The following is a 23,059-nucleotide window of genomic DNA, read 5'->3' as shown; positions in this document are numbered from 1 at the left end:
TATCAATCAGCTTTATTAATATACCATGCTAAAATGCACTTTGTCAACAACAAATATTCAAAATAAAAAAAGTAGCGCGTTTTGATTACAAATTTGTAATCAAAACGCGCTACTTTCATCATATTTTTATTGGTTATCTTCTGGTCGCATTGTTGGAAATAATAGTACATCCCTGATAGATTGGGCATCTGTCATTAACATTACTAACCTATCTATTCCAATTCCCAGGCCACCCGTTGGAGGCATTCCGTATTCGAGAGCTTCAATGAAGTCTTCATCAATTCCCTCTGCTTCGTCATTACCGTCCTCACGTTCTTCTACCTGAGCTTCAAATCTTTCTCTTTGATCAATTGGATCATTTAATTCAGTAAACGCATTAGCGTATTCTGTACCCAAAATGTACATTTCAAAACGATCAGTAAATCTAGGATCATCCTCGTTTTTCTTTGCTAAAGGAGATATTTCTAAAGGATGTCCATAAACAAAGGTCGGATCTACAATCGTATCTTCAACAAATTTTTCGAAAAATTCATTGATTATATGTCCGACCTTCCAGTATGCCTCATATTTAACATGATGCTCGTCAGCCAATTTTTGCGCTTCCTCCACTGACATTTCCTTCCAGAAATCAACTCCAGTCACAGATTTAATCGCATCAACCATATGAACTCTTGCAAATTTTTTGTTAAAATCTACTTTTTTCCCGTCATATTCAATAATTCCATCATCTGAAACGACATCCGCAACTGCTTTAAAAATACCTTCAGTTTCGTCCATCACGTCATGAAAATCATAGTATGCCACATATGTTTCAAGCATTGTAAATTCAGGATTATGCTTTGTATCAATTCCTTCATTACGGAATACTCGTCCAATTTCGTATACTTTTTCCATTCCACCGACAATAAGTCGTTTTAAATGTAATTCAAGTGCAATTCTCAAATATAATTCAATGTCTAACGCATTATGATGTGTTGTAAAGGGTTTTGCGGACGCTCCACCGGCTTGGTTATGTAAAACTGGCGTTTCAACCTCAACGTATCCATTACCATCTAAATAACGTCTTACGGCTGAAATTATTTGACTACGTTTCATGAATCGATCAAAGCTCTCTCGATTTGTAATTAAATCTAGATATCTTTGTCTATATATTTGTTCCACATTTTGTAAACCATGAAATTTATCTGGTAATGGTCGTAACGCTTTCGATAAGAACGTAATTTTTGTTGGACGAATTGTCAACTCACCCATATCCGTTTTCATAACATCACCGGTTATTCCAACAAAATCGCCAATATCCGCACGTTTAAAGATATGGTACGTATCCTCACCCACGACATCTTTACGGACGTATAATTGTAAACGACCATCTTTATCTTGGATATCAGCAAAACTAACCTTACCCTTGCCACGTTTAGACATTAATCTACCCGCAACTGTTGCTTGAATATCCATACCGTCTAGTTCTTCTTTAGTTAATTCGTCATACTTATCATGGAGTGCTTTAGTCATATCCTTACGTTCAAACCGGTGTCCAAATGGATCCACTCCCGCTTCACGAAGTTCTACAACTTTCTCGCGACGTACCTTTAATTGATCATTCATGCTCTGTTCTTGCTTTGCCATATTATATTCCTCACTTTAATTACATATTTCACTTACTATCATGCCAATTAACCCGTGAAAATGCAACTATTTCTAAGCTTCTTTTTGCATTAATTTGAATTCACGTTCTTTTGTATCTTCTAAGAATTTATCAAATATTGTAATCATTGTTTCTTCCGAATTTGCCTCGTTTAAAGCAGCCTTAGCTCTCGCAGAACGAGAAATACCCTTTAAATAGTACGCGGCCTGACTTCTAAATTCTTTAGGTCCAATGACTTCACCCTTAATCTGACAAAGCGCATGTAAATGCTCTTTAGCGACTAATATCTTCTCTGATGCCGATGGTTCAGCAATAAGTTTACCTGTTTCAAGGTATGTCGTTGTTTGCTTAATCATCCATGGATTTCCTAACGCTGCGCGACCAATCATAACTGCATCAGCACCAACTTCATCCAGCATCTTCTTGGCATCTTGCGGTGTTTTAATATCACCATTACCCATAAAAGGAATCGTTTTTAAATTACTTTTAACTTCATGTAAAATATTCCAGTCTGCTTTACCATTATACATTTGGTAACGTGTTCTACCATGCATTGCAAGCGCGGCAGCGCCACCTTGTTCAGCAGCCAGCGCATTTTCAACTGCTAAAATGTGATCTTCATCCCAGCCTGTTCTCATTTTAACAGTAACCGGAATTGATAGTTCGCTTGTTACGGCATCTACCATTTCGTAGACCTTATCTGGATCAAGTAACCAACGCGCACCCGCATCCGTTTTTGTTACTTTAGGTACAGGGCAACCCATATTAATATCAACAATATCAGCTGAGGTGTGTTCCTCAACAAATTTTGCAGCGGCAACTAATGTTTCTTTATCGCCACCAAAAATTTGAACACTAACTGGATGCTCTCTAGGATCAACAAACAACATACTCAATGTCTTTTTATTTCTAAATTGGATTCCTTTATCAGAAATCATTTCACAAACGACTAATCCGGCACCAAAATCTTTACAGATCATTCTGAAAGCCGCATTTGTTACGCCCGCCATAGGCGCAACAACTACTTGATTAGGGATTAATATATCACCAATTTTCCATTCCATTCTATTCACCTCGTCATTTTTTACGCTTACTATTGTTTAGTATCATATCACAAATAACATATTGATAATATTTATTTAGCCGAACTATTTAACAATTGCATTAATTCATCTTCGGAGTATTGGTACTTATTTCCACAAAAACGACAAACCGCTTCTGCACCATGATCTAATTCGATCATCTCGGTAATATCAGCTTTAGGTAGTGTAGCCAACGACCCATAAAATTTATCTTTTGAACAGTCGCATTCAAATGCAACCGGCATTGTATCCAAAATGTTAATATTTTCTTCGCCAAACATGAGATAAATAATATCTTCCGGCGTTTTACCTTCTCTAAGCAACTCAGAAACCATTGGCATTTCTGCTAATTTTTTTTCTAATGCATCGAGTACCTCATCCGTTGCGCCTGGCATCACTTGAATCATAAAACCACCGGCAACTTCAATCGTATTATCTGTATTTACAAAAACGGATAATCCAACAGAAGAGGGGATCTGTTCTGATTTGGCCAGATAGTAGGTAAAATCTTCACCAAGTTCACCGGAAATTAATGGGACCTGCCCTGTGAATGGTTCTTTCATTCCCATATCTTTCGTCACAGCCATCGTTCCAGTTGTTCCAACCGCACCTTTAACATCAATTTTATGTTTTTCATTCAAAGGCAAGTGGATATGGGGTTCATGTAGATACCCTTTAACTGTCCCATCCGCATTACCATCAATCACAATAGCGCCAACTGGTCCATCGCCGTTAATTTTAACCGTCATTTTTTCATCACCGGATAGCGTAGACGTACTCAATAGTAACGTCCCCACTAAACTACGTCCTAGTGCCGCCGATGCCGCACTCCATGTATCATGTCGCCTTTGTGCTTCAGCAACCGTATTTGTCGCAGTTACAGCATATACTCTCAATTGGCCATCATGAGCCAAACTTTTCACAAGATAATCTTTCATTTATTTCTCCTTAATATTTCGTTTTAGACCAACAAGAACTCCGACAGATAATCCATCGGAGTTCTTGCGTGACGACTATTTATCGTCTTTATTTACTTTAGGATTAAACACAACTGTTTTAGTCAAATCGACTTCATTTGTTTCTTCGGCCACTTTTTGTGCATCTTTACGTTCTAATTCTTTTTTTGTTGCTTCAAAAGAACCATCTTTTTCACTTGGAAATTCATTTGCGTCATCCTTTTCTGGCATCTTGCCATCTTCGAACAAGCTTAAAATTTCTTTTTCATCAAGTGTTTCAAATTCTAATAATTTATCCGCGATCAATTTATGTTGATTTCTGTGGGCTTCAATGATTTCTTTAGCAAGTGTCATACCTTCTTCAGATAAACGACGAACCTCAGAATCAATAATATCAGCCGTGTTACTTGAGTAAGCAGCACTTGGTTGACCTGAACCACCAGCGAACATTTGGCTATCGCCTTCCAATTGAACTGGTCCGAGTTTTTCACTCATTCCATATTCAGTAACCATTGAGCGAGCCATTTGTGTAGCTTGTTGGAAATCGTTTGATGCACCTGAAGATTGTTCGTTATTGATAATTTCTTCAGCTGCACGACCACCCATTAATCCAGCAATTTGTTCGCTCATATCTTTTTTAGATAATAACATTTGATCTTCTTTTGGCAACATGATTGCGTAGCCGCCAGCGCGACCTCGAGGAACAATTGTAACTTTGTGGACAACTCTAGCTTCATTCAACACTAACCCAACAATCGTATGGCCGGCTTCATGGAATGCAACGGTTCTACGTTCTTTTTCATTGATAACACGATCACGTTTTGCTGGTCCCGCAATTACTCGATCCTCAGCTTCATCCATATCACTTGCGTCAATTTTTGATTTATTACGACGAGCAGCCAACAACGCAGCTTCATTTAGAAGGTTTTCTAAATCAGCCCCAACGAATCCTGGCGTTTGCTTCGCAATAACTTTTAAATCAACATCTGAAGCCAATGGCTTGTTTTTAGCATGAACAGCTAAGATTGCTTCACGGCCCTTAACATCAGGACGACCAACCAAAACCTTACGATCAAAACGACCCGGACGTAAAAGAGCTGGATCAAGAACGTCAGAACGGTTAGTAGCTGCAATAACGATTACACCTTCTGTACCCGTAAATCCATCCATTTCAACAAGTAATTGGTTTAATGTTTGTTCACGTTCATCATTACCGCCACCTGTACCGGAACCACGACGACGTCCAACGGCATCAATTTCATCGATAAAAATAATTGATGGTGCTGTTTTTTTAGCATTTTCAAATAAATCACGTACACGACTCGCACCAACTCCGACGAACATCTCAACAAAATCAGATCCTGAGATTGAGTAGAATGGCACTTCAGCCTCACCAGCAACAGCTTTTGCAAGCAACGTTTTACCAGTACCTGGAGGTCCCTCAAGAAGAACACCTGATGGAATTCTTGCACCTAAGTCGGCAAATTTACGTGGTGCCTTCAAGAATTCAACAACTTCAACAAGTTCTTGTTTTTCTTCTTCAGCACCAGCAACATCGGCAAAACGTACTTTATTATCTTTTTTCTCAGAAGGTTTTGTCTTTGATTTACCAAAGTTCATGACTTTACCACCGCCACCGCCACCTTGTCCTGCTTGTCCCATCATAAGATAGAAAAAGCCGACCATTAATACAAGCGGGATAACCGTGATAGCTAATTGCAACCAGATGCTATCTGATTGTTCTTCTTTTGTATCTATCTTCGTCTTCGTTGCTTCAGCTGATTTCAAAATTTGTGACATATTTGAATCATTTTGAAGCACTGTTGACGTAAATTTTGTAACCTTTGTTGTTTTCTTAGCAGCCGGAATTAATGAAAATCCGGTATTCTTACTTTTTTCTGTTTGCGCCTTAGTATAAGTACCTGTTATTTTGTAAACGCCACCTGATGGTTGAATATCAAATGACTTTACCTTACTTGATTGTAAATCTGAGACGAATTCACTCGATTGAATTTCTTGTGTTTCCGTTCCGCTGTTACCATCGAAAAAGAAATACATCACGCCCATTATTCCAAGCATAATAACTATGTAAAATAAACTATTTTTAAAAAGCCCATTTTTAGGATTGTTTTTCATATCTACTCTCCTGCCCATTTTTCTTTATTTTTAATTCAGCTATTGCTTGAATTTGAATAGGATACACTATATCACAATTGACATTCTTTGACCATTATTATTACTCCGTGTAGATTTCAGGTTTTAAGATACCAATGTATGGCAAGTTTCGATACTTTTCAGCGTAATCCAAGCCATATCCAACCACAAATTCATTTGGTACTTCAAATCCCGCATAATCAACTTGAACATCAACTTTACGACCTTCCGGTTTATCTAATAACGAACAAACCTTAACGGATTTTACGTCTCTACCGTTAAATAAGTCAATCAGGTATGCTAATGTTTGGCCCGTATCTACAATATCTTCAACAATAATCACGTCTCTACCTTTAACATCTATGTCTAGATCTTTTATTATTTTAACGTTACCAGTTGATACGACGCCATCTCCATAGCTCGAAACATTCATAAAATCAACTTCTGCATAATCTGAAACATTTTTGGCAATATCAGCCATAAAAAGATAGGCGCCCTTTAATATACAAACAAGCAATGGATTTTTCCCTTGATAATCAGCCGTGATCTGTTGTCCTAAGCGCTGCGTCACAGCTTGAATTTCTTGTTCACTGTAAAGAACTTTTTTGATATCCGCATCCATACACTTTAGCCTCTTCCCTGACCCTGTTTTTTTAAAACGATTATGTCTTGTATTTTATCAGTTTCAAAGGGTTCTGACAATTCAGATTTCTTATAATTTATTAACCATATGATCTGTTTAGTATTCGTTTCTAGCAACCAAGCCTGATTTCTATCATCTTTGGTTACTTTTTGATCAATAAATATTTTTTTGATTTTTTGATTACCGCCATTTGTAACACTTATAAAGTCTCCTGAAAGCCTGCGTCTCAAGGTAAGACCCTCATCAACAATTAAAGAATCGACAAAAATGTAATCCAGTATATCGGAATCAGTTAAGTTAATTTCATCACGATTAAATACGCCAATTTTTTCTTTTTTATTTAAGTTAAACCATATATTTTTAATGACCACCATCTTTTCGGGTGTGCTGTCATTCTTTTTTTCTTTTTTTACGAAATTCATATACTCATATTGTTTAACAAATTGCTGATCATGACCCAAATCAATTTTGCCTTGTGGTTTTTTAGGATTCATTAGCAGTTGAGTGATTTGCCTAATTTGGTCCATTTTCAAGAAAACATCTCGGCTCTCGGCGATTTTTTTCAACACTGGAATTTGCCATTTTTTCGCTAAAATCGTCCATTCTTTTATTTGAAATCCAGATTTATCTTTCAACACAGCTACCTTCTCATCAACCGATTCATCTACTAATTCCAACAAATCTGATAATTGATTCGCATAGGTCTGTGCATGCTCGATTGCTTGCTGATTATTTTCAAGCATTTTCGGTATGATTTCTTTTCTAACACGATTTCTAAAAAAATCAGTTGATTGATTCGTTTCATCTTCAAAAAATGGAATCCCTTGTTTTTCAGCATATTGCCTAATAACTTGTTTTGAAAACGACAGTAATGGTCGAATTAATTGACCTGGGCCAAATGATCGAATTCCACTAATTCCAGTTAATTGTCGGATGTCTCCTCCACGAATTCCTTTCATAACAAGCGTTTCTATTTGATCATTAGATTGGTGTGCCGTCATCAGCGTCGGATAATCACCCGAACGCATGACCTGCTTGAAAAATGCATATCGCATTTTTCGAGCCTCATTTTCGATACCTTTTAGCCCATGTTCTGACACGGGCCAAACTTTTTTATATAATTTAAGTTGATTTTCTAGACAATACTTTTCAATAAATTCAGTTTCAATCTGACTTTGTGCTCTCAGTTGATGGTCGACATAGGCAATACCAATTTCCGGTCGGCTGTCATTTGGTAGTTGTCTTAATAAATCAAGTAGTACCATAGAATCAACGCCAGTCGAAACGGCAACTAAGACTTTTTTGGGACTCCCAAGCAGTCGGTATTGAGCCTCGAACTTTGTATTCAACACAACTTTTCTCCTTTTTTAAATTAAAAAAAGAGCGGTTTAAAATTTTCATTTCAACCACTCATTTTAAAATTTGTTATTAATTACGTCGGCCGCCACGGCCACCGCGTTTACCTTCAGTACTTCTTTTTAGCGAAACTAAACGATCTTCACTATCTTTCAAAAATCCAGATAGTAATGAATCAAAGTCATCTTTTTGAGGCTCAACTTTTTTAGTCTGATAACGATTCTTGCCACCACCTGATGGACGAGAACTAGTCGATGCACGAGCATCTTTGTTAAATGTTTTCTGTGGACGAGATTTTGTTTCTGTTACTTGAGGTTTATCAACCGCTTTGCGTATTGATAAACTAATTTTTCCATCATCACCGATGGATAAAACCTTAACTGTGACTTCATCCCCAACAGTTAATGCATCATGAATATCCTTAATAAATCCATCAGATACCTCACTAATATGCACTAACCCTGTTTTTCTGTCACCCAAATCAATAAATGCACCGAAATTTGTGATTCCTGAAACTTTACCTGAAACTTTCTCTCCGACTTCAATAGACATAAAAAAGTTGCTCCTCCTTAGATATATATACCATTTTAGTATACCACGCTATAAACCTTGATACAAAGTTAAATCATGACCAATATTTTTTGTGCCCATTAATTTTTTAAATTAGTTTTATCGCTAGGAAAACTATAAACCGTTTCCCCTTTTTTGGAGAAATAATATTTCTCACGAATTAATTTCAGTAAGTAATCATTATCATTTAACTGTTCAACCTGGAATTTAAGATCCTTTTGCTCCGTTTTAGCTTTTTTTAATTTTGTTTGTTCAACCGTTGTCTCTTGCTTATAACGTGCAACTTTAACTTTTGTTGAGATTAGCTGCACGCTAAAGAAAATAATAATAATCGCCAAAACGGCCGTCAATCCAATCAAACGGCGCCGATGAATACGCGCCAAACGTTGATCTGCTTTTTGTCCGTTCTTGTTTGCTCTCATGAAATCGTTATCCAAGAATTTAATTTTCGATTTATTATCGGCCATTTTTGTCTCCTAACCCAATAAAGGTAATTCAGTCAAAAATCGATAATTATCGACTTTCTTCAGTATAAACTTCAGAAACAACTTCATATAAATCAATAGATTCCGCTTTTTTTGTCGTTTCTTTAAGTGCCATTACTTTAACAGTTAATGTTTTATTACCAAATTGAATCGTTAAATCATCCCCAACAACGACATCTGTTGATGATTTCGCAACTTTATCATTGATAGTAATACGACCTTTATCTGCAATTTCTTTCGCAACTGTTCTACGTTTAATAATACGTGATACTTTTAAAAATTTATCTAATCTCATTAGTTAGTCCCCTTTATTATCGTCTAATTTTTTTCAAAATACGTTTTCCAAATGGTAAACTTAGCCACTCTCGAATAGAAAACAATTGCCATTTAATTGCCATCAAGGCAAATATTCCAGCTCCTATAGAACCAGAAATGAGTGCGGCAAGTCCACTTAATAAGCGATTATCATCCACCAAATTAATTAATTGATTATCTAATAAATAAACCACAATTCCCATCATTACACAAACTAATGTTAATTTTATCATAAAAAGTGGATCAATTAGTAACTGTCTTATCTCACTTGGCGACATTATCCACATGGCAATTAGCACAACTAGCAAGCTCAAGATTGTTGCTACACTAGCGCCTACAGTCCCCATAACAGAAACCAAGTAAAAATTGATGCCCATTTTAAGTAGGAGTCCCATAAGCAATGAAATAACTGCCGTTCGATACAAGCCTAAGCTCTGTAATACGCTGTTATATGTCCCGATAACCGCCGCCAAAAAAATACTTATCATATAGACGGACAATGTCCCATTTTGTAATTGATCGCCAAATAAAAATTGATTAATCATTGGCATTAAAGCAACTAATCCCACTGTTGCAGCCATTGATAAGGCTACTGTCACATGGACCAACATCTTAGCATACCGCTGAAAATCTCGTTTCCGATTTTCACGTCGTGCCGCCGCCAGAGAAGGTAGTAACATTGAAGAAAATCCAACTGAAATGACTAACCCTAACTGAACTAACGGCTGAGCCCGATCGTAAATTCCTTTTAACGATTTAGCAGCAGCATTTGAGTAGCCAAAATGTACCAAGCCATTTTTCACCGTGAATGAATCAATCAGTTGCAATAAAACCATCATTGCAGCAAACAAGCAAATAACCAGTCCTTCTGAAAATAACTTTTTAGTAACAGCCATCAATCTTCGCCTATCTAGATGCATGGTCACTTTTTTGAAATCGACGCTAAAGAAATGACAAAAAGATAAACTTGCACCAATCGCACCGACAGTCGCACCAAACATCGCCCATGACCCCATCGAATATAACGACATTTTATTTTCCACTGCAATATACGCGGCTAAAATAATTAATCCAACACGTAATAATTGCTCCACGACCTGTGAAACTGCTGTTTTATCCATTTCAAAAATCCCTTGGTAATAGCCACGTCCGACGGCTAGTACAGGTAGAAATAAGAACATGAATGAAACGCTCTTAATTAACCCATCTAATTGGTTGTCACCCATTGCTACCGCGATTTTAGATGCCCCCAACTGCAATCCGAAAAAAACGATCATGCTAAAAACACCTAAAACAATAAAAATATCCTGAGATAATTTTATTTTATCTTCCTCCAGAGGCTCCTCCGCAATTAGCTTACTAATATAGACAGGAAATCCGGTCAATGCAAAAGTCATCCCTATTCCATAAATAGGATAAACCTGTTGATAAATATAAAATCCTGTATCGCCAACTAAATTTTGAAAGGGTACTCTGTAAATGGCACTCAAAATTTTGGCAATTAACGAGGCAACCGATAAAATCATCGCGCCTCGCATTAAATGTCTAAGCTGCTTATTTCCCATATTATTTTGATTCCTTTTTATTTAGTCAGCGACTGTTATTTCGCCGACAGACTCACTCAATGCTTGAACAAAGTTTTGTAGTTCAATTAACCAATCTTCTTCTGTCATTTTAGGTTGAATTACTAAAATCACACGCATCTGCTTGCCCTGTGGTTTCAATGACGCCTTTAATTTTGTTGTCGATAACGCCTTGAAAATGGCTTCCGTACCTAATAATGTCGTCCCTTTTTCAGATACGGAAACAATTAACTGATCTTTATCTTTTTTTATTTTCTCAACTAACGCTTTATCGGCGAACAATTTAAGTAACCCAATCTCCATTAAGTTGTTTACTTCCGTTGGAAATTCACCAAAACGATCAATCAAGTCACCCTGAACTTCTAAATATTGGTCATAAGTATCAAGTTGACGAATTCGTTTATAGATTTCAATTTTTTGACGTTGATCGTCAATATATGTTGATGGTAGGTATGCTTCAATGTTAATTTCAATTTCTGAGTCGGATTTAGGATCAACTTTTTTACCTTGTTTTTTATTCACAGCTTCTGTCAACATCTGTGTATACAAATCGTATCCCACGGAATCAATAAAGCCATGTTGTTGTCGTCCTAATAAGTTTCCTGCCCCACGAATAGATAAATCTCGCATGGCAATTTTAAATCCGGACCCTAATTCAGTAAAATCTTTAATTGCCTCTAACCGCTTCTCGCTGACTTCAGTTAATACCTTATTAGGTTTATACATGAAATAAGAATAGGCGATTCGACTACTACGTCCAACACGGCCACGTAATTGATAAAGTTGTGCCAATCCCATATGATCAGCATTTTCAACAAATAATGTATTCGCGTTTGAAATATCCACGCCCGTTTCAATGATTGTCGTTGTGACCAATACATCATACACACCTTGAATAAAATCATACAACACATTTTCTAATTGGTTCTCAGTCATTTGCCCATGAATATAAGCAACACTGGCCTCAGGTACCATAATTTCAATTTCTGAAACAACTTTTTCAATATCTTCAACACGATTATGCAAATAAAAGACCTGCCCACCTCGTTGAAGCTCTCTTTGAATACCATCTCGAATTGTGCCACCGTTTTGTTCCATTACGTATGTTTGAATTGGATAACGATTCAATGGTGCTGTTTCAATTACTGATAAATCACGTACACCAAGCATCGACATATTAAGTGTTCTTGGAATTGGCGTCGCCGTCAACGTTAAAACATCAACTTGTGATTTAAATTCCTTAAGTCGCTCTTTATGTTTCACACCAAAACGTTGTTCTTCATCAACAATCAATAAGCCTAAATCAGCGAACTGAATATCTTTCGACAAAATCCGATGCGTCCCAACGACTATATCTAATGCGCCACTAGCCATTTTTTCAGTCGTTTCTTTTAGTTGTTTCTTCGTTCTAAATCGTGATAAAATCCCAATTTCAACTGGAAATCCTTCAAACCGATTAATCATTGTCTCGTAATGTTGCTGAGCCAACACGGTCGTTGGGACAAGTAACGCCACTTGTTTATGGTCTTGAATTGCTTTAAAAGCGGCACGTAATGCAACCTCCGTCTTACCGAAGCCAACATCCCCAATTAATAACCGATCCATCGGTTTCTTTTGTTCCATATCATGCTTAATTTCATTGGAGCTCCTGATTTGATCTTCAGTTTCAGAATATGGGAAGGCATTTTCAAATTCCATTTGGTAGTCATTGTCTTTTGAAAACGTGAAGCCAACCTCTGCTTCGCGTTCAGCATACAAGGCGACTAGGTCATCAGCGATATCTTCAATTTTAGCAGCAACTTTATTTTTTGTTTTGGTCCATTCTGTACCACCTAATTTATTGATTCTAGGAGATTTAGATTCAGATGATACATATTTCTGAACCATATTTAACTGCGTTACCGGAATAAACAATTTCGCTTCATCCCTATAGGCAATCGTCATATAATCTTGATGTTTCCCGTCAACTTCCAATGTCTCCATGCCCATAAATTGGCCAATACCATGATTGACATGAACTACATAGTCACCGGGTTTTAAATCCTGATAACTTTTAAGACGCTCAGCATTAGCTAAAGTTTGTCGTTTTGGTCGTTTCTTAGTGACCTTGTTGAACATCTCATGTTCAGTCACAACAACTAAGTTTGCCGTTGGCAACTCAAAACCAGCTTGTAAATTACCTTCTACAACTTGAACTTTTTCCAGTTGCAAACTATCTAATGTGGTCATAATAGACGGAATCTCAAAATCATCTAACGTCTGTGAAACCTTATTGAGTCGTTCCTTATCTTGAACCATTACGATAATTGTTTGTTTCTTTTTTAACCAACGATCCATTTCTGTCTTTAGTAGCGGCATTTGACTAAAGAATTGTTGCATCGCATGACCTGGTACATCGATGAGTTGATTGAATTTTAAATTTCCCATACCTTTTTGGAAATGAGCTAAAAATAACTCAGCGCGTGCTTCATTTTTTAATAAATCACGTAACTCAAATCCAAATTTACTCGTTGATAGAACCTGATGCGTTTTTAACTTGTCCGCCATCCAGTTATCTTCGTCTAATTTAAGTGTTTTTTCGCTTTCTAACAATCTTGGATAGTCATCCATGATAACTAAGCCATCTTCACCTAAATAGTCCAACAAACTAGTTTTAGACTGATAAATAATATCCCCAAATAATAAGTGCTCTGGTGACAAATGACCCTTTTCAAAATCACTCATAATTGGCATTATATTTGATTCTAATCGTTCTTGGTCATCACTATCCAGACGTTTATATTCTACGCCATATGCTTTTTTTAATGTTTTACTAGCTTCTAAAAGCATTTCATCAGTCGCAATAAAATCAGTTGCGGGCATGACCTGAATCTGATCCACATTTTCTAAACTGCGTTGATTAGTAACGTCAAAATAGCGTAATGAATCAATTTCCGTGTCAAATAAATCCAAGCGAATTGGATTTTCTACAGTTAAAGGATAAATATCTAAGATAGACCCTCGTACAGCAAAATCCCCAGGTCGTTCAACTAATTTTTGACGTTGATAACCCATTGTAAAAAGTTGGGTCTCCGTTTCCTTCAAATCTATATCTTTACCAACGGTTAGATTTAAGGTCGCTTGTTTCCACGTTGCAACGGGGGCCAAAAACCGTCTCAATCCTGAAATCGACGTGACAACAATTTTGGGTGTTTCACCTAGAAGGGATTGGAGCGTTTGAACACGTTCACTTTTAAATTCAGGTGAACTCGTTGCCAATTCTGCAGCCAATAATTCTTCAACGGGAAAAGTCAGCACATTTTCTTCGTCAATAAAATTAGTTAGGTCCTCATTTAATTGGGTCGCATGAAATAAATTATCCGTCACAATTAACATAGACTTATTTTTATGTTTAAAGATTGTTGCCAACATCAACGTTTTAGCTGAGCCGGTTAACCCGGTCAGTAATTGTCTCGTATGAGGTTCAACATTAGTTAACCAATTATCCACACCAGGAACAGACTGCATCATTGCTTCTAAATTCATTACGCCACCTTCTACCCTTTTCTAAGCAGTTTTTTCTTATTTATGATTGTATTTATTCATTGTGTTCATAAAATCATCTGTCTCCAACCAATCCTCAGTTGCTAAAGTTGCTGTATTGATTGCATCCCCCAGCGCTTTTTCCTGATTTTTAGAAAATTTAGTTAATACCCAATCAACTACAGATACTTTATCTGGATGGTCGATACCAATTTTAATTCGTTTAAATTCTTGCGTACCCGTATGCGCTATTATACTTTTTAATCCATTATGTCCACCGGCTGACCCTTTTTGACGTAACCGAATACGGCCAACTTCTAAATCTAAATCATCATTAACAATAAGTATGTCAGAAACGTTTATTTTGTAAAAATCCATCAAGGGTCTAACTGCTCGACCTGATTCATTCATGTAAGTAGATGGCTTAACCAAGACAATTTTTTCACCATTCAAATTAAAAGAAGCTACTTGTGCTTCGTATTTACTTGAACCAAAGTTAGCATTGTATTGTTTTGCAAATGCGTCTACTGTGGCGAAACCGACATTATGCCTTGTACCATCATACTTTTGACCAATATTACCTAAACCAACTATCATTTTCATTTCAATTTCTCCTTTAAATAAACGCAAACATCTGGGCAAGTTTATTAGCTCACCCAGCATTTCGACCCTATTCTTTTCTTTCAATCATTATACCATACTCAATTTATGCCGCTTTTGTAAAAGAACTCGTTCAATCTAGTATGTTTTTTAGCAAAAAAACATGTTATAATTATTCAGTAATAATTATAGCTCTGAAAGGATGAATTATTTTGACAAAAACACAAAATCATCAAAAAGTTATCTTAGTCGGCGATGGCGCCGTAGGTTCTAGTTACGCATTCGCAATGACGCTCCAAGGTGTCGGCGAAGAATTTGGTATCATCGATGTTGCTAAAGATCGCACTGTCGGAGATGCTTTAGATTTAGAAGATGCTACACCATTCGCATTTCCTAAACGTATTTACTCAGCAGAATATTCTGACTGTGAAGATGCAGATCTTGTCGTTATCACTGCTGGCGCACCACAAAAACCAGGTGAAACACGTCTTGACCTTGTAAACAAAAACTTAAACATCTTGAAAAGTATCGTAACTCCAATCGTTGAATCTGGATTTAAAGGTATTTTCTTAGTTGCTGCTAACCCAGTTGATATTTTAACTTACGCAACAATGAAATTCTCTGGTTTCCCTAAAGATCGCGTTATTGGTTCAGGTACTTCACTTGATACTTCACGTTTACGTGTTGCATTAAGCAAATTGACTGACATTAACGACCCTCGTTCAATCCATGCTTACATGATGGGCGAACATGGTGATACAGAATTTGCTGCTTACTCAGCTGCAACTGTTGGTGGCCTTCCATTCTTAGATTGGGCAAAAGCTAACAACATTTCTGATGACCAACTTGCTAAAATTGAAGATGACGTTCGTAACAAAGCTTACGAAATCATCAACAAAAAAGGCGCAACATTCTACGGTATTGGTACAGCATTAGCTCGTCTTTCAAAAGCAATTTTGCGTGACGAAAATGCCGTATTACCTGTTAGTGCATACATGGACGGACAATATGGTTTGAACGATATTTATATCGGTACACCAGGTGTTGTTAATGGCCAAGGTCTTGCACAAATCATTGAAGTACCTTTAAGTGACGTTGAAGCTAAACGTATGACTGATTCAGCTGCTACTTTAAAACAAGTTTTAAATGATGGTCTTAAAGAATTAGGCGAATAATTTTTAATTATTTTCCAAAAAAAGGAACGGAAGACATTCTTCCGTTCCTTTTTTAATGCAATCTTAATAATCAAATTACTGTTAAAAAGCTTTATTTATGGTATTATAAAAATGTAAATGAGAAAAATTTAATATTTGGAGGCGTCTATATGTTATTAAATACTTTAGTTAAACCGTTAAAAGAACTCACGACTGTTCGTGAAAGTGTCACGCTTGAAGAAGCACTCACGGTCCTAGAAGATTCTGGATTCCGTTGTGTGCCCATCCTAGATGAAACGGGTCAGATCTTCCGTGGTAATATTTACAAGATGCATATTTATCGTCATAAATCACAAGGCGGAGATATGTCACTTCCCGTAACTTATCTTCTTAAGAACGCGACTAAATTTATTTCATCTGATTCAGCGTTCTTTAATGTATTCTTCTCAATCAAAGATTTACCTTATATCGCTATTTTAAATGAAAATAACTATTTCGAAGGTATTTTGACACATACACGTCTTTTAGATATGTTATCTCAGTCATGGAACTTTGACGTTGGTAGTTACGTGTTAACTGTCATTTCAGCCGGAGAACGTGGCGATTTAGTTGATATGGCAAAAGTTATTACAAAATATTCTTCAATCGCTAGTTGTATGACTTTAGATGTCAAAGAAGGCGAATTATTACGCCGAACATTATTCACATTACCTGGCGGAGTTACGCAAGAAAAAGTTGATAAGATTGTTGATAACTTGGGACGTAAAGAGTTCATTGTTTCCGAAATTGAAGACTTACGTAATTAAACAAAAAAACAGACCTTCTCAGGTCTGTTTTTTTAATGCATTCTTTTATCGAAATGAATAGCGCGATCTAAAACGAGCATCAATGGCGCCGTAATAGTCATAATCACAAATTCAGATAATGCGGTCGTACCATAAGTAGGCCAAAATGGTAAATTAGCTGTCATGTTTAGCATAATAGCAATTAAAAACATGGTAAATGAGAAGACCACAATATTTAAAAGCATCTTTTGCCACATTTCTTTAAACCTAGGACTCACAAAAATAACAATCAAAAGACCCATTATTGTTTGCGCGCCACCAAAAAGGACATCTAATGGACTACTATAAAAGAGATTAAATAAGATAACCCCTAAAGAGACACCCCAGATATACTTTTTATTGAATAAAACTAAATGATTCAATCCCTCTGACAGACGAAATTGAATGGCACCACTTGCCATACTGAATATTCCTGGAACAACTGCCAATACAATATATAGTGCAGCGATTAAACCATTAATGATAACTTGGTTTACACGATTATTTTTTGTCATTGTTACTAGACTCCCTTAGTTTTTTAGCGTGGGATGGTTACGAACCACGTTTTTTTATTACTCTATGTTGTTTTTCATTTATTCCACTTTATGTATTGCTGGAACGAGTCCAACACTTGTCCTAAGCGCCTCATCAACCTCAAGCATCCCCCTTTTAGAAAGGTGCGTGATACGATCTTTCAGGCGTTGCTTATCGATAGTGCGAATTTGTTCCATTAGTATAACCGAGTCCTTTTCAATTCCGTCTCTACTTGCTAAAAGACCAACGTGTGTTGGCATTTTAGGTTTTTGAATACGCGCCGTAATGGCGGCAACGATAACGGTTGGACTATATCGATTACCAATATTATTTTGGATAATGAGAACCGGTCTCATCCCCCCTTGTTCAGAACCAACAACGGGAGATAAATCCGCATAGAAAATATCTCCACGTACGATATTATCAACCATTTTATCCCAACTCTCTACATAATTTGAAGACGTAATAAAGCCTCGTCTTCAGATCCTTTAAAATCGTTACTTATTTCACTATTCAACTGTCCCATTTCTGAGTATCCGTCGATTAACTCATCCATCGTTTTTTGATGACTTAGAACAGAATTTAATATATCCGTGTCATTAAGTGCCTCGTTACTGATAGAGTAGTACGCACAATAGTCAGCCAGATGGTTCGTTATTACTTTCTCATTTTTATCCATTTGTACTTCCCCCATAGAATTACATTCTACAGCTAGTTTACCATAGGGAACCGACCAAATAAATATTAATTTAGATAAACACGCGGTACGCGTTCTGAAAGTGCACAAGTCACCTCGTAATGAATTGTACCGGCATATGTTGCCACATCTTGTGCAGTTATGACTTCATTACCATCTTTTCCAATCAAAGTTACCTTTGTCCCGTTTGGCATTTTGTATGGTAAACGGACCATGAGCTGATCCATGCAGACGCGACCAATAATTTCACAAAATTGACCGTCAACTAGTAACTTAAATCCTTGTAAGTTGCGAAACACACCATCCGCATACCCAATTGGTATCGTTCCAACCCATTCATTTTCTTGTGCTTGGTAGGTAATACCATACCCAACAGAATCACCCGTATGAATTTCTTTCACAAAACTCAATTCAGAGGTTAATCCCAGTGCAGGTTTTAAGTCATATGGCAACGCTACTTCTCCGCCTGAAGGGTTCAAACCATACATTGAGATACCCATTCGAATCAGGTTACCGTTACAGGCGGCATGCCATAAGCTTGTTGCCGAATTAGACACATGTACATATCGAGGTCTATCAACAACTACTGCCATTAATTTATTGAATTTCGCCATTTGCTTCTTGAAGTAAGTATCATCAGGAGAATCTGCTGTCGCAAAATGCGTAAAGATGCCTTCGAAATTAAATATGTCCTTATTGCCTTTAAGAAAATTAATTGTTTCTAAAAATGGATCAGCTTCTCTAAAACCAATTCTTCCCATTCCAGTATCCAAAGCTAAATGTACGGCTAAAGGAGCTGATTGTTCTTTTTTAAGCAGTACACTGGCCTCTTTCAACCAGTTAAGTTCCGAAACAGTTGCTGATATTTTATTTTCTGCCAACAACGGTGCATACTTACTTTGCGTTAATCCTAAAATTAAAATAGGTTCGCTAAACCCGGCTTCTCGGATTGCTAGTGCTTCATCAATGATTGCAACACAAAATCCTTTTACACCAGCTTCTTTTGCCGTTTTAGCAACCTCAATTAAACCGTGTCCATAGGCATCCGCTTTAATAACAGCAAAAATGTCCGTGTCATCCGTTAATGTCTCTTTTTCGGCAGTAATATTCGCCTTGATAGCTAACCTATCGACTAAAACCTGAGTTGGACGATGATTTCCTATGACCATATTTATACTATCTCCTATTCTTTATTTTCTAAAATGACTTCAGTTATAACCAAACTATCCGTGTGTGAGATAGAAATGAAGCCATTACCGTCAAAAGGTTGTTTCATAATTACTGGTTTTCCCATTTCGTTATTGAGTATCTCAACATCTAAAAAGCCAACTTTATTGCCTATCCCAGTTCCAAAAGCCTTACTGTATGACTCCTTCGCTGAAAATCTCCCAGCAATAAACTCGTCTTTATGTTTACCTTTTAACTTATTAAATTGATTAATTTCGTTCGTTGTGAGGATTTTAGTAATAAATTGCTCATGTTGATTAGCCAGCTCTACTACTCGCTTAATATCAGATATATCAACGCCAATTCCATAAATCACATTATCACCTATCTCTTTTCATTCAATTCATTTTAATTATATCTCTACTAAGTTTATCAAATTTATACTGTTTCTGCATTAAAATCGCTTATATTTTAACTATCAATATCGTAAGCTATGTGGCATTATAAGCAAAAAAAAAGACCCAGTTTCCCGAGTCTCTTTTCAATATTTAAATTAATCTTTTGTTCTGATTGTGAAGTTACGTTTTGGTGCGCTACTTCCGTTTGAACGGTTATCATTCGAACGTCCACCATTACTACGGTTATCGCTTGAACGGTTACCTTGGTAACCACCGCCGCCATTACCGTTACTACGACGGTCTGAGCTACCACCATTACTGCGGCGATCGCTGCTTCCGCCACGACGATCTGAACTTCCACCGTTACTACGGTTTCCGCCACCATTACGGTTGCCTTGGTAACCACCACCGTTGCCGCCACGACGATTTCCACCGCCATTACCGCTACGACGGTTATTTCCGCCACCACCGCCACCCTTACGTCTAGGTAATGGGCGTTCTGGTGTAATCTTAACAGGTACTTGTGATGAATCATTTTTGATAACATCACTAAGTAATGCAGCAACTAAATCAGCAACATCAAACTTAGCCATTAATTCAGTAGCTTGTTTTGCATATTTTTTAGTATCTGTTTTGCTAACTAAGGCTGTAACATCAGCGATTGCTGTTTCAATTTGACCAGCAAATGCTTCGTCATCAGTAGGTGGCGTTAAAGCTACCATGCGTTTCTTAGTTAATTTTTCGATTTGACGCAAGTAATCCATTTCATTTGGTGAAACAAATGTCAATGAAGTTCCTTTATGTCCGGCACGACCAGTACGGCCAATACGATGAACATAACTTTCAGGATCTTGAGGGATATCGTAGTTAAAGACATGGGTAACCCCAGAAATATCTAAACCACGAGCAGCAACATCAGTTGCCACTAAAATATCAAGTTTGCCTGATTTGAATTCGCGTAAAATACTCATACGACGTTGTTGTGATAAATCGCCATGGATTCCTTTTGCGTTGTATCCGCGCATTTCGAAACCTTTAGCCAATTCATCAACACGACGTTTTGTACGTCCGAAGACAATTGTTTGTGTTGGGTTTTGAGCATCGTACATACGTGTCATAACATCAAATTTTTCGAAATCTTTTGAAATTACGTAGTATTGATCAACTAAGTCAGTTGTTAATTCTTTTGCCTTAACAGTTACCAAAGTAGGATCTGTCATAAATCTTTCACCAATACGGCGAATAGCATTTGGCATTGTAGCAGAGAATAACAATGTTTGACGTTCGTCAGGAACAGTTGTTAAGATACTTTCGATATCTTCAACGAATCCCATATCTAGCATTTCATCAGCTTCATCTAAAACTAAAGTTTTAACGTTACCTAATTTAACGGTACGACGACGGATATGATCTAATAAACGTCCTGGTGTTCCAACTAAAATTTGAGGTGCGCGATTAAGACTCTTAATTTGACGACGGATATCAGACCCACCATAAACAACTTGAACTTTAGCATGTCTTTCTTTACCTAAACGGTAAAGTTCTTCTTGCGTTTGGATAGCAAGTTCACGTGTTGGTGAGATGATAAGTGCTTGAACTTCATCTTTTGTTGTATCAATTGTATCCAAGATTGGTAAACCGAATGCAGCTGTTTTACCAGTACCTGTTTGTGCTTGTCCAATAACATCTTTTCCTTCTAAAGCCATTGGAATTGTTTCAGATTGGATAGGTGTTGCTTCTTCAAAACCGCTACGTTGAACGGCCTTTAGTAGTTCATCGGATAGTCCTAATTCTGTAAATTTCAAGTATAAATTCCTCCTAATGTGTTTGCAAACTAATATCCTTCACAACACAGTTAAGAGTTCGTCGTCAATTACTGTCTTGTAAAGTTAAATTAATTTAAGTCTGACCCTTCATGAGTCACCATTTAAACTATAATAGCACCTTAAATACGATTAAGCAACTACCTAGTGACTCTGTAAATCCGATAAAACGGTTTCTAAATGAACGCCATGGCTTCCTTTGATTAAAATAGCATCATTTTTCGTACGTGCCTCTAACAAGTCCTGCGTCATTGCTTCTTTTTGATCCAAACGATAATAATGAATATGTTTATCATCATATTTCGATTTTAGCGATGTCGCTAATGAATCAATTTGATCCCCATAAAGATAGACACTTTGTATTTTTTGGTTATCGAAACTATCGGCCAAGCTGAGGTGCATATCACTCGATTGATCACCTAGTTCAAGCATATCACCTAGAACAACAATCCGATTACCTTCAACATCACTATTTGAGAATGCTTTGATAACTGCTTTTGCGGCTGTCGGATTTGAATTATAAACGTCACTTAAAATCGCCTCGCCTAAATGTCCCTTCAACCACTCTGTCCGGTTCTTAGTTAAATCGAAATCACTGAGTGCTTTTACAATGTTGTCAGGAGACACACGATAGTGACGACCAACCGAAATAGCAGCCATTGCATTGTCCACGTTATATGTGCCAATCATTGGAATTGTAAAATTAACATCGGGCATCTCTCTCACTTTAAAACTTGTCATCACTTGATTACCAACAACGTTAGAAACACTTAAATCAGAACTTTCACCATGTCCAAATCCAAATGACCGTTGTTTAATAGTAGCGACGCGTTCTCTTAATAATGGCTCATCAGCATTATAAACCAATAATCCATCCTCTTTTAATCCATTCACAATTTCCATTTTTGCGTCCGCTATCTTATCGCGCGTACCAAAAAATTCAATATGAGCTTCACCAATCATTGTAATAACGGCGACGTCAGGCTGTGCAATACGACTTAAAAAGTCTAATTCGCCAGGATGGTCCATCCCCATTTCAACAACAACAATTTCAGTATTAGGTTCAATGCTTAATAATGTCATTGGTACACCTAAATGGTTATTGAAGTTTGCTTCCGTTTTACAAACGTTATATTGTTGACTCAATATTTCTGTAATCATATCTTTAGTTGTTGTTTTACCATTACTACCAGTAACCGCAACGACCTTGGGATTAATTTTATTCAAGTAATATTTCGCTAAATCTTGGTAAGCTTTTAGCGTGTCATCCACCAATATAACCGGGATTTTCATTGGCATTGTTTCTTGATGATTAACATCCCATAAGGTAGCCGTGGCACCATTATCAATGGCGCTTTGAATGTAATCATGTCCATCATTTTCTGCCACTATTGGTACAAATAAACTACCAGTCGTTAATTGACGACTGTCAAAAGAAACACTACTAATATCGACCGGTTCATCACTAATCTCATTCTTGGCACCAACGGCACCCGCAACTTCAGTTAATTGCATTTTCATTATATAAACCCTCACATTCGTATGACCATT

Annotated in this window: 21 protein-coding genes and 1 riboswitch; of the genes, 2 read left to right on the top strand and 19 right to left on the bottom strand. The window is 37.0% G+C overall.

What is annotated here, in order from left to right:
• Nucleotides 1–126 precede the first annotated feature (126 nt).
• The 12 genes from lysS to pth form a co-directional block, all read right to left on the bottom strand.
• Nucleotides 127–1,626: a lysine--tRNA ligase gene (lysS, locus tag FC66_RS05390; RefSeq protein ID WP_057974367.1), complete on the bottom strand. Its 1,500-nt coding sequence runs from the start codon at nt 1,624–1,626 to the stop codon at nt 127–129.
• 72 nt (nt 1,627–1,698) lie between these two features.
• The gene (gene dusB / locus FC66_RS05385; protein WP_057974366.1) at nt 1,699–2,709 is read right to left on the bottom strand and encodes a tRNA dihydrouridine synthase DusB; all 1,011 of its coding nucleotides are present in this window, start codon (nt 2,707–2,709) and stop codon (nt 1,699–1,701) included.
• A 71-nt stretch (nt 2,710–2,780) separates the two neighbouring features.
• A complete protein-coding gene (hslO, locus tag FC66_RS05380) occupies nt 2,781–3,665 on the bottom strand; it encodes an Hsp33 family molecular chaperone HslO (protein ID WP_057974365.1) in 885 nt (294 codons plus the stop codon).
• A 75-nt stretch (nt 3,666–3,740) separates the two neighbouring features.
• On the bottom strand, nt 3,741–5,819 hold the full coding sequence (gene ftsH / locus FC66_RS05375) for an ATP-dependent zinc metalloprotease FtsH (protein ID WP_057974364.1): 2,079 nt from the start codon (nt 5,817–5,819) through the stop codon (nt 3,741–3,743).
• Between the two features lie 100 nt (nt 5,820–5,919).
• A complete protein-coding gene (gene hpt / locus FC66_RS05370; protein WP_057974363.1) occupies nt 5,920–6,459 on the bottom strand; it encodes a hypoxanthine phosphoribosyltransferase in 540 nt (179 codons plus the stop codon).
• Nucleotides 6,460–6,464: 5 nt separating this feature from the next.
• Entirely contained in the window at nt 6,465–7,829 is a 1,365-nt protein-coding gene (gene tilS, locus FC66_RS05365) for a tRNA lysidine(34) synthetase TilS (RefSeq protein ID WP_057974362.1), read from the bottom strand.
• A 79-nt stretch (nt 7,830–7,908) separates the two neighbouring features.
• On the bottom strand, nt 7,909–8,388 hold the full coding sequence (locus FC66_RS05360; protein WP_057974361.1) for a S1 domain-containing RNA-binding protein: 480 nt from the start codon (nt 8,386–8,388) through the stop codon (nt 7,909–7,911).
• A gap of 98 nt (nt 8,389–8,486) precedes the next feature.
• On the bottom strand, nt 8,487–8,873 hold the full coding sequence (locus FC66_RS05355) for an FtsB family cell division protein (RefSeq protein WP_057974360.1): 387 nt from the start codon (nt 8,871–8,873) through the stop codon (nt 8,487–8,489).
• Between the two features lie 46 nt (nt 8,874–8,919).
• Entirely contained in the window at nt 8,920–9,186 is a 267-nt protein-coding gene (locus FC66_RS05350) for an RNA-binding S4 domain-containing protein (protein WP_057974359.1), read from the bottom strand.
• 16 nt (nt 9,187–9,202) lie between these two features.
• Entirely contained in the window at nt 9,203–10,771 is a 1,569-nt protein-coding gene (locus FC66_RS05345; protein WP_057974358.1) for a putative polysaccharide biosynthesis protein, read from the bottom strand.
• Between the two features lie 21 nt (nt 10,772–10,792).
• Nucleotides 10,793–14,314 (bottom strand): transcription-repair coupling factor, encoded by a 3,522-nt coding sequence (gene mfd, locus FC66_RS05340; protein ID WP_057974357.1) that lies wholly within the window; start codon nt 14,312–14,314, stop codon nt 10,793–10,795.
• Nucleotides 14,315–14,350: 36 nt separating this feature from the next.
• On the bottom strand, nt 14,351–14,914 hold the full coding sequence (gene pth / locus FC66_RS05335) for an aminoacyl-tRNA hydrolase (protein ID WP_057974356.1): 564 nt from the start codon (nt 14,912–14,914) through the stop codon (nt 14,351–14,353).
• Nucleotides 14,915–15,123: 209 nt separating this feature from the next.
• Here pth and FC66_RS05330 point away from each other — a divergent pair, with 209 nt between their 5' ends.
• Together FC66_RS05330 and cbpA are read left to right on the top strand one after the other, a co-directional pair.
• Nucleotides 15,124–16,086 carry an L-lactate dehydrogenase gene (locus FC66_RS05330; RefSeq protein WP_057974355.1) on the top strand — a complete coding sequence of 321 codons (963 nt, stop codon included), beginning with the start codon at nt 15,124–15,126 and terminating at the stop codon, nt 16,084–16,086.
• Between the two features lie 149 nt (nt 16,087–16,235).
• Entirely contained in the window at nt 16,236–16,871 is a 636-nt protein-coding gene (cbpA, locus tag FC66_RS05325) for a cyclic di-AMP binding protein CbpA (RefSeq protein WP_057974354.1), read from the top strand.
• A 32-nt stretch (nt 16,872–16,903) separates the two neighbouring features.
• On the opposite strand, the gene FC66_RS05320 is transcribed toward cbpA, so the two are convergent.
• The 7 genes from FC66_RS05320 to FC66_RS05290 form a co-directional block, all read right to left on the bottom strand.
• A complete protein-coding gene (locus FC66_RS05320) occupies nt 16,904–17,404 on the bottom strand; it encodes a QueT transporter family protein (RefSeq protein ID WP_057974353.1) in 501 nt (166 codons plus the stop codon).
• A gap of 9 nt (nt 17,405–17,413) precedes the next feature.
• Nucleotides 17,414–17,458: riboswitch (PreQ1 riboswitch) on the bottom strand.
• Between the two features lie 24 nt (nt 17,459–17,482).
• Nucleotides 17,483–17,854 (bottom strand): type II toxin-antitoxin system PemK/MazF family toxin, encoded by a 372-nt coding sequence (locus tag FC66_RS05315; RefSeq protein WP_057974352.1) that lies wholly within the window; start codon nt 17,852–17,854, stop codon nt 17,483–17,485.
• 14 nt (nt 17,855–17,868) lie between these two features.
• Nucleotides 17,869–18,102, bottom strand: coding sequence for a hypothetical protein (locus FC66_RS05310; RefSeq protein WP_057974351.1), 234 nt, complete (start codon nt 18,100–18,102; stop codon nt 17,869–17,871).
• A gap of 65 nt (nt 18,103–18,167) precedes the next feature.
• Nucleotides 18,168–19,289, bottom strand: coding sequence for an alanine racemase (gene alr / locus FC66_RS05305; protein ID WP_057974350.1), 1,122 nt, complete (start codon nt 19,287–19,289; stop codon nt 18,168–18,170).
• Between the two features lie 14 nt (nt 19,290–19,303).
• Nucleotides 19,304–19,663, bottom strand: a complete 360-nt coding sequence (gene acpS, locus FC66_RS05300; protein ID WP_057974349.1) for a holo-ACP synthase — start codon at nt 19,661–19,663, stop codon at nt 19,304–19,306.
• A gap of 177 nt (nt 19,664–19,840) precedes the next feature.
• Complete coding sequence (cshA, locus tag FC66_RS05295) at nt 19,841–21,490, bottom strand: degradosome RNA helicase CshA (RefSeq protein ID WP_057974348.1); 1,650 nt, start codon at nt 21,488–21,490, stop codon at nt 19,841–19,843.
• Between the two features lie 162 nt (nt 21,491–21,652).
• Complete coding sequence (locus FC66_RS05290; RefSeq protein ID WP_057974347.1) at nt 21,653–23,029, bottom strand: UDP-N-acetylmuramoyl-tripeptide--D-alanyl-D-alanine ligase; 1,377 nt, start codon at nt 23,027–23,029, stop codon at nt 21,653–21,655.
• Nucleotides 23,030–23,059 lie beyond the last annotated feature (30 nt).

The sequence above is a fragment of the Dellaglioa algida DSM 15638 genome (assembly GCF_001434695.1).
Lineage (GTDB): Bacteria > Bacillota > Bacilli > Lactobacillales > Lactobacillaceae > Dellaglioa > Dellaglioa algida.
The sequence above is the reverse complement of the archived record's forward strand: the minus strand, read 5'-3'. Positions and strand labels throughout refer to the sequence as shown.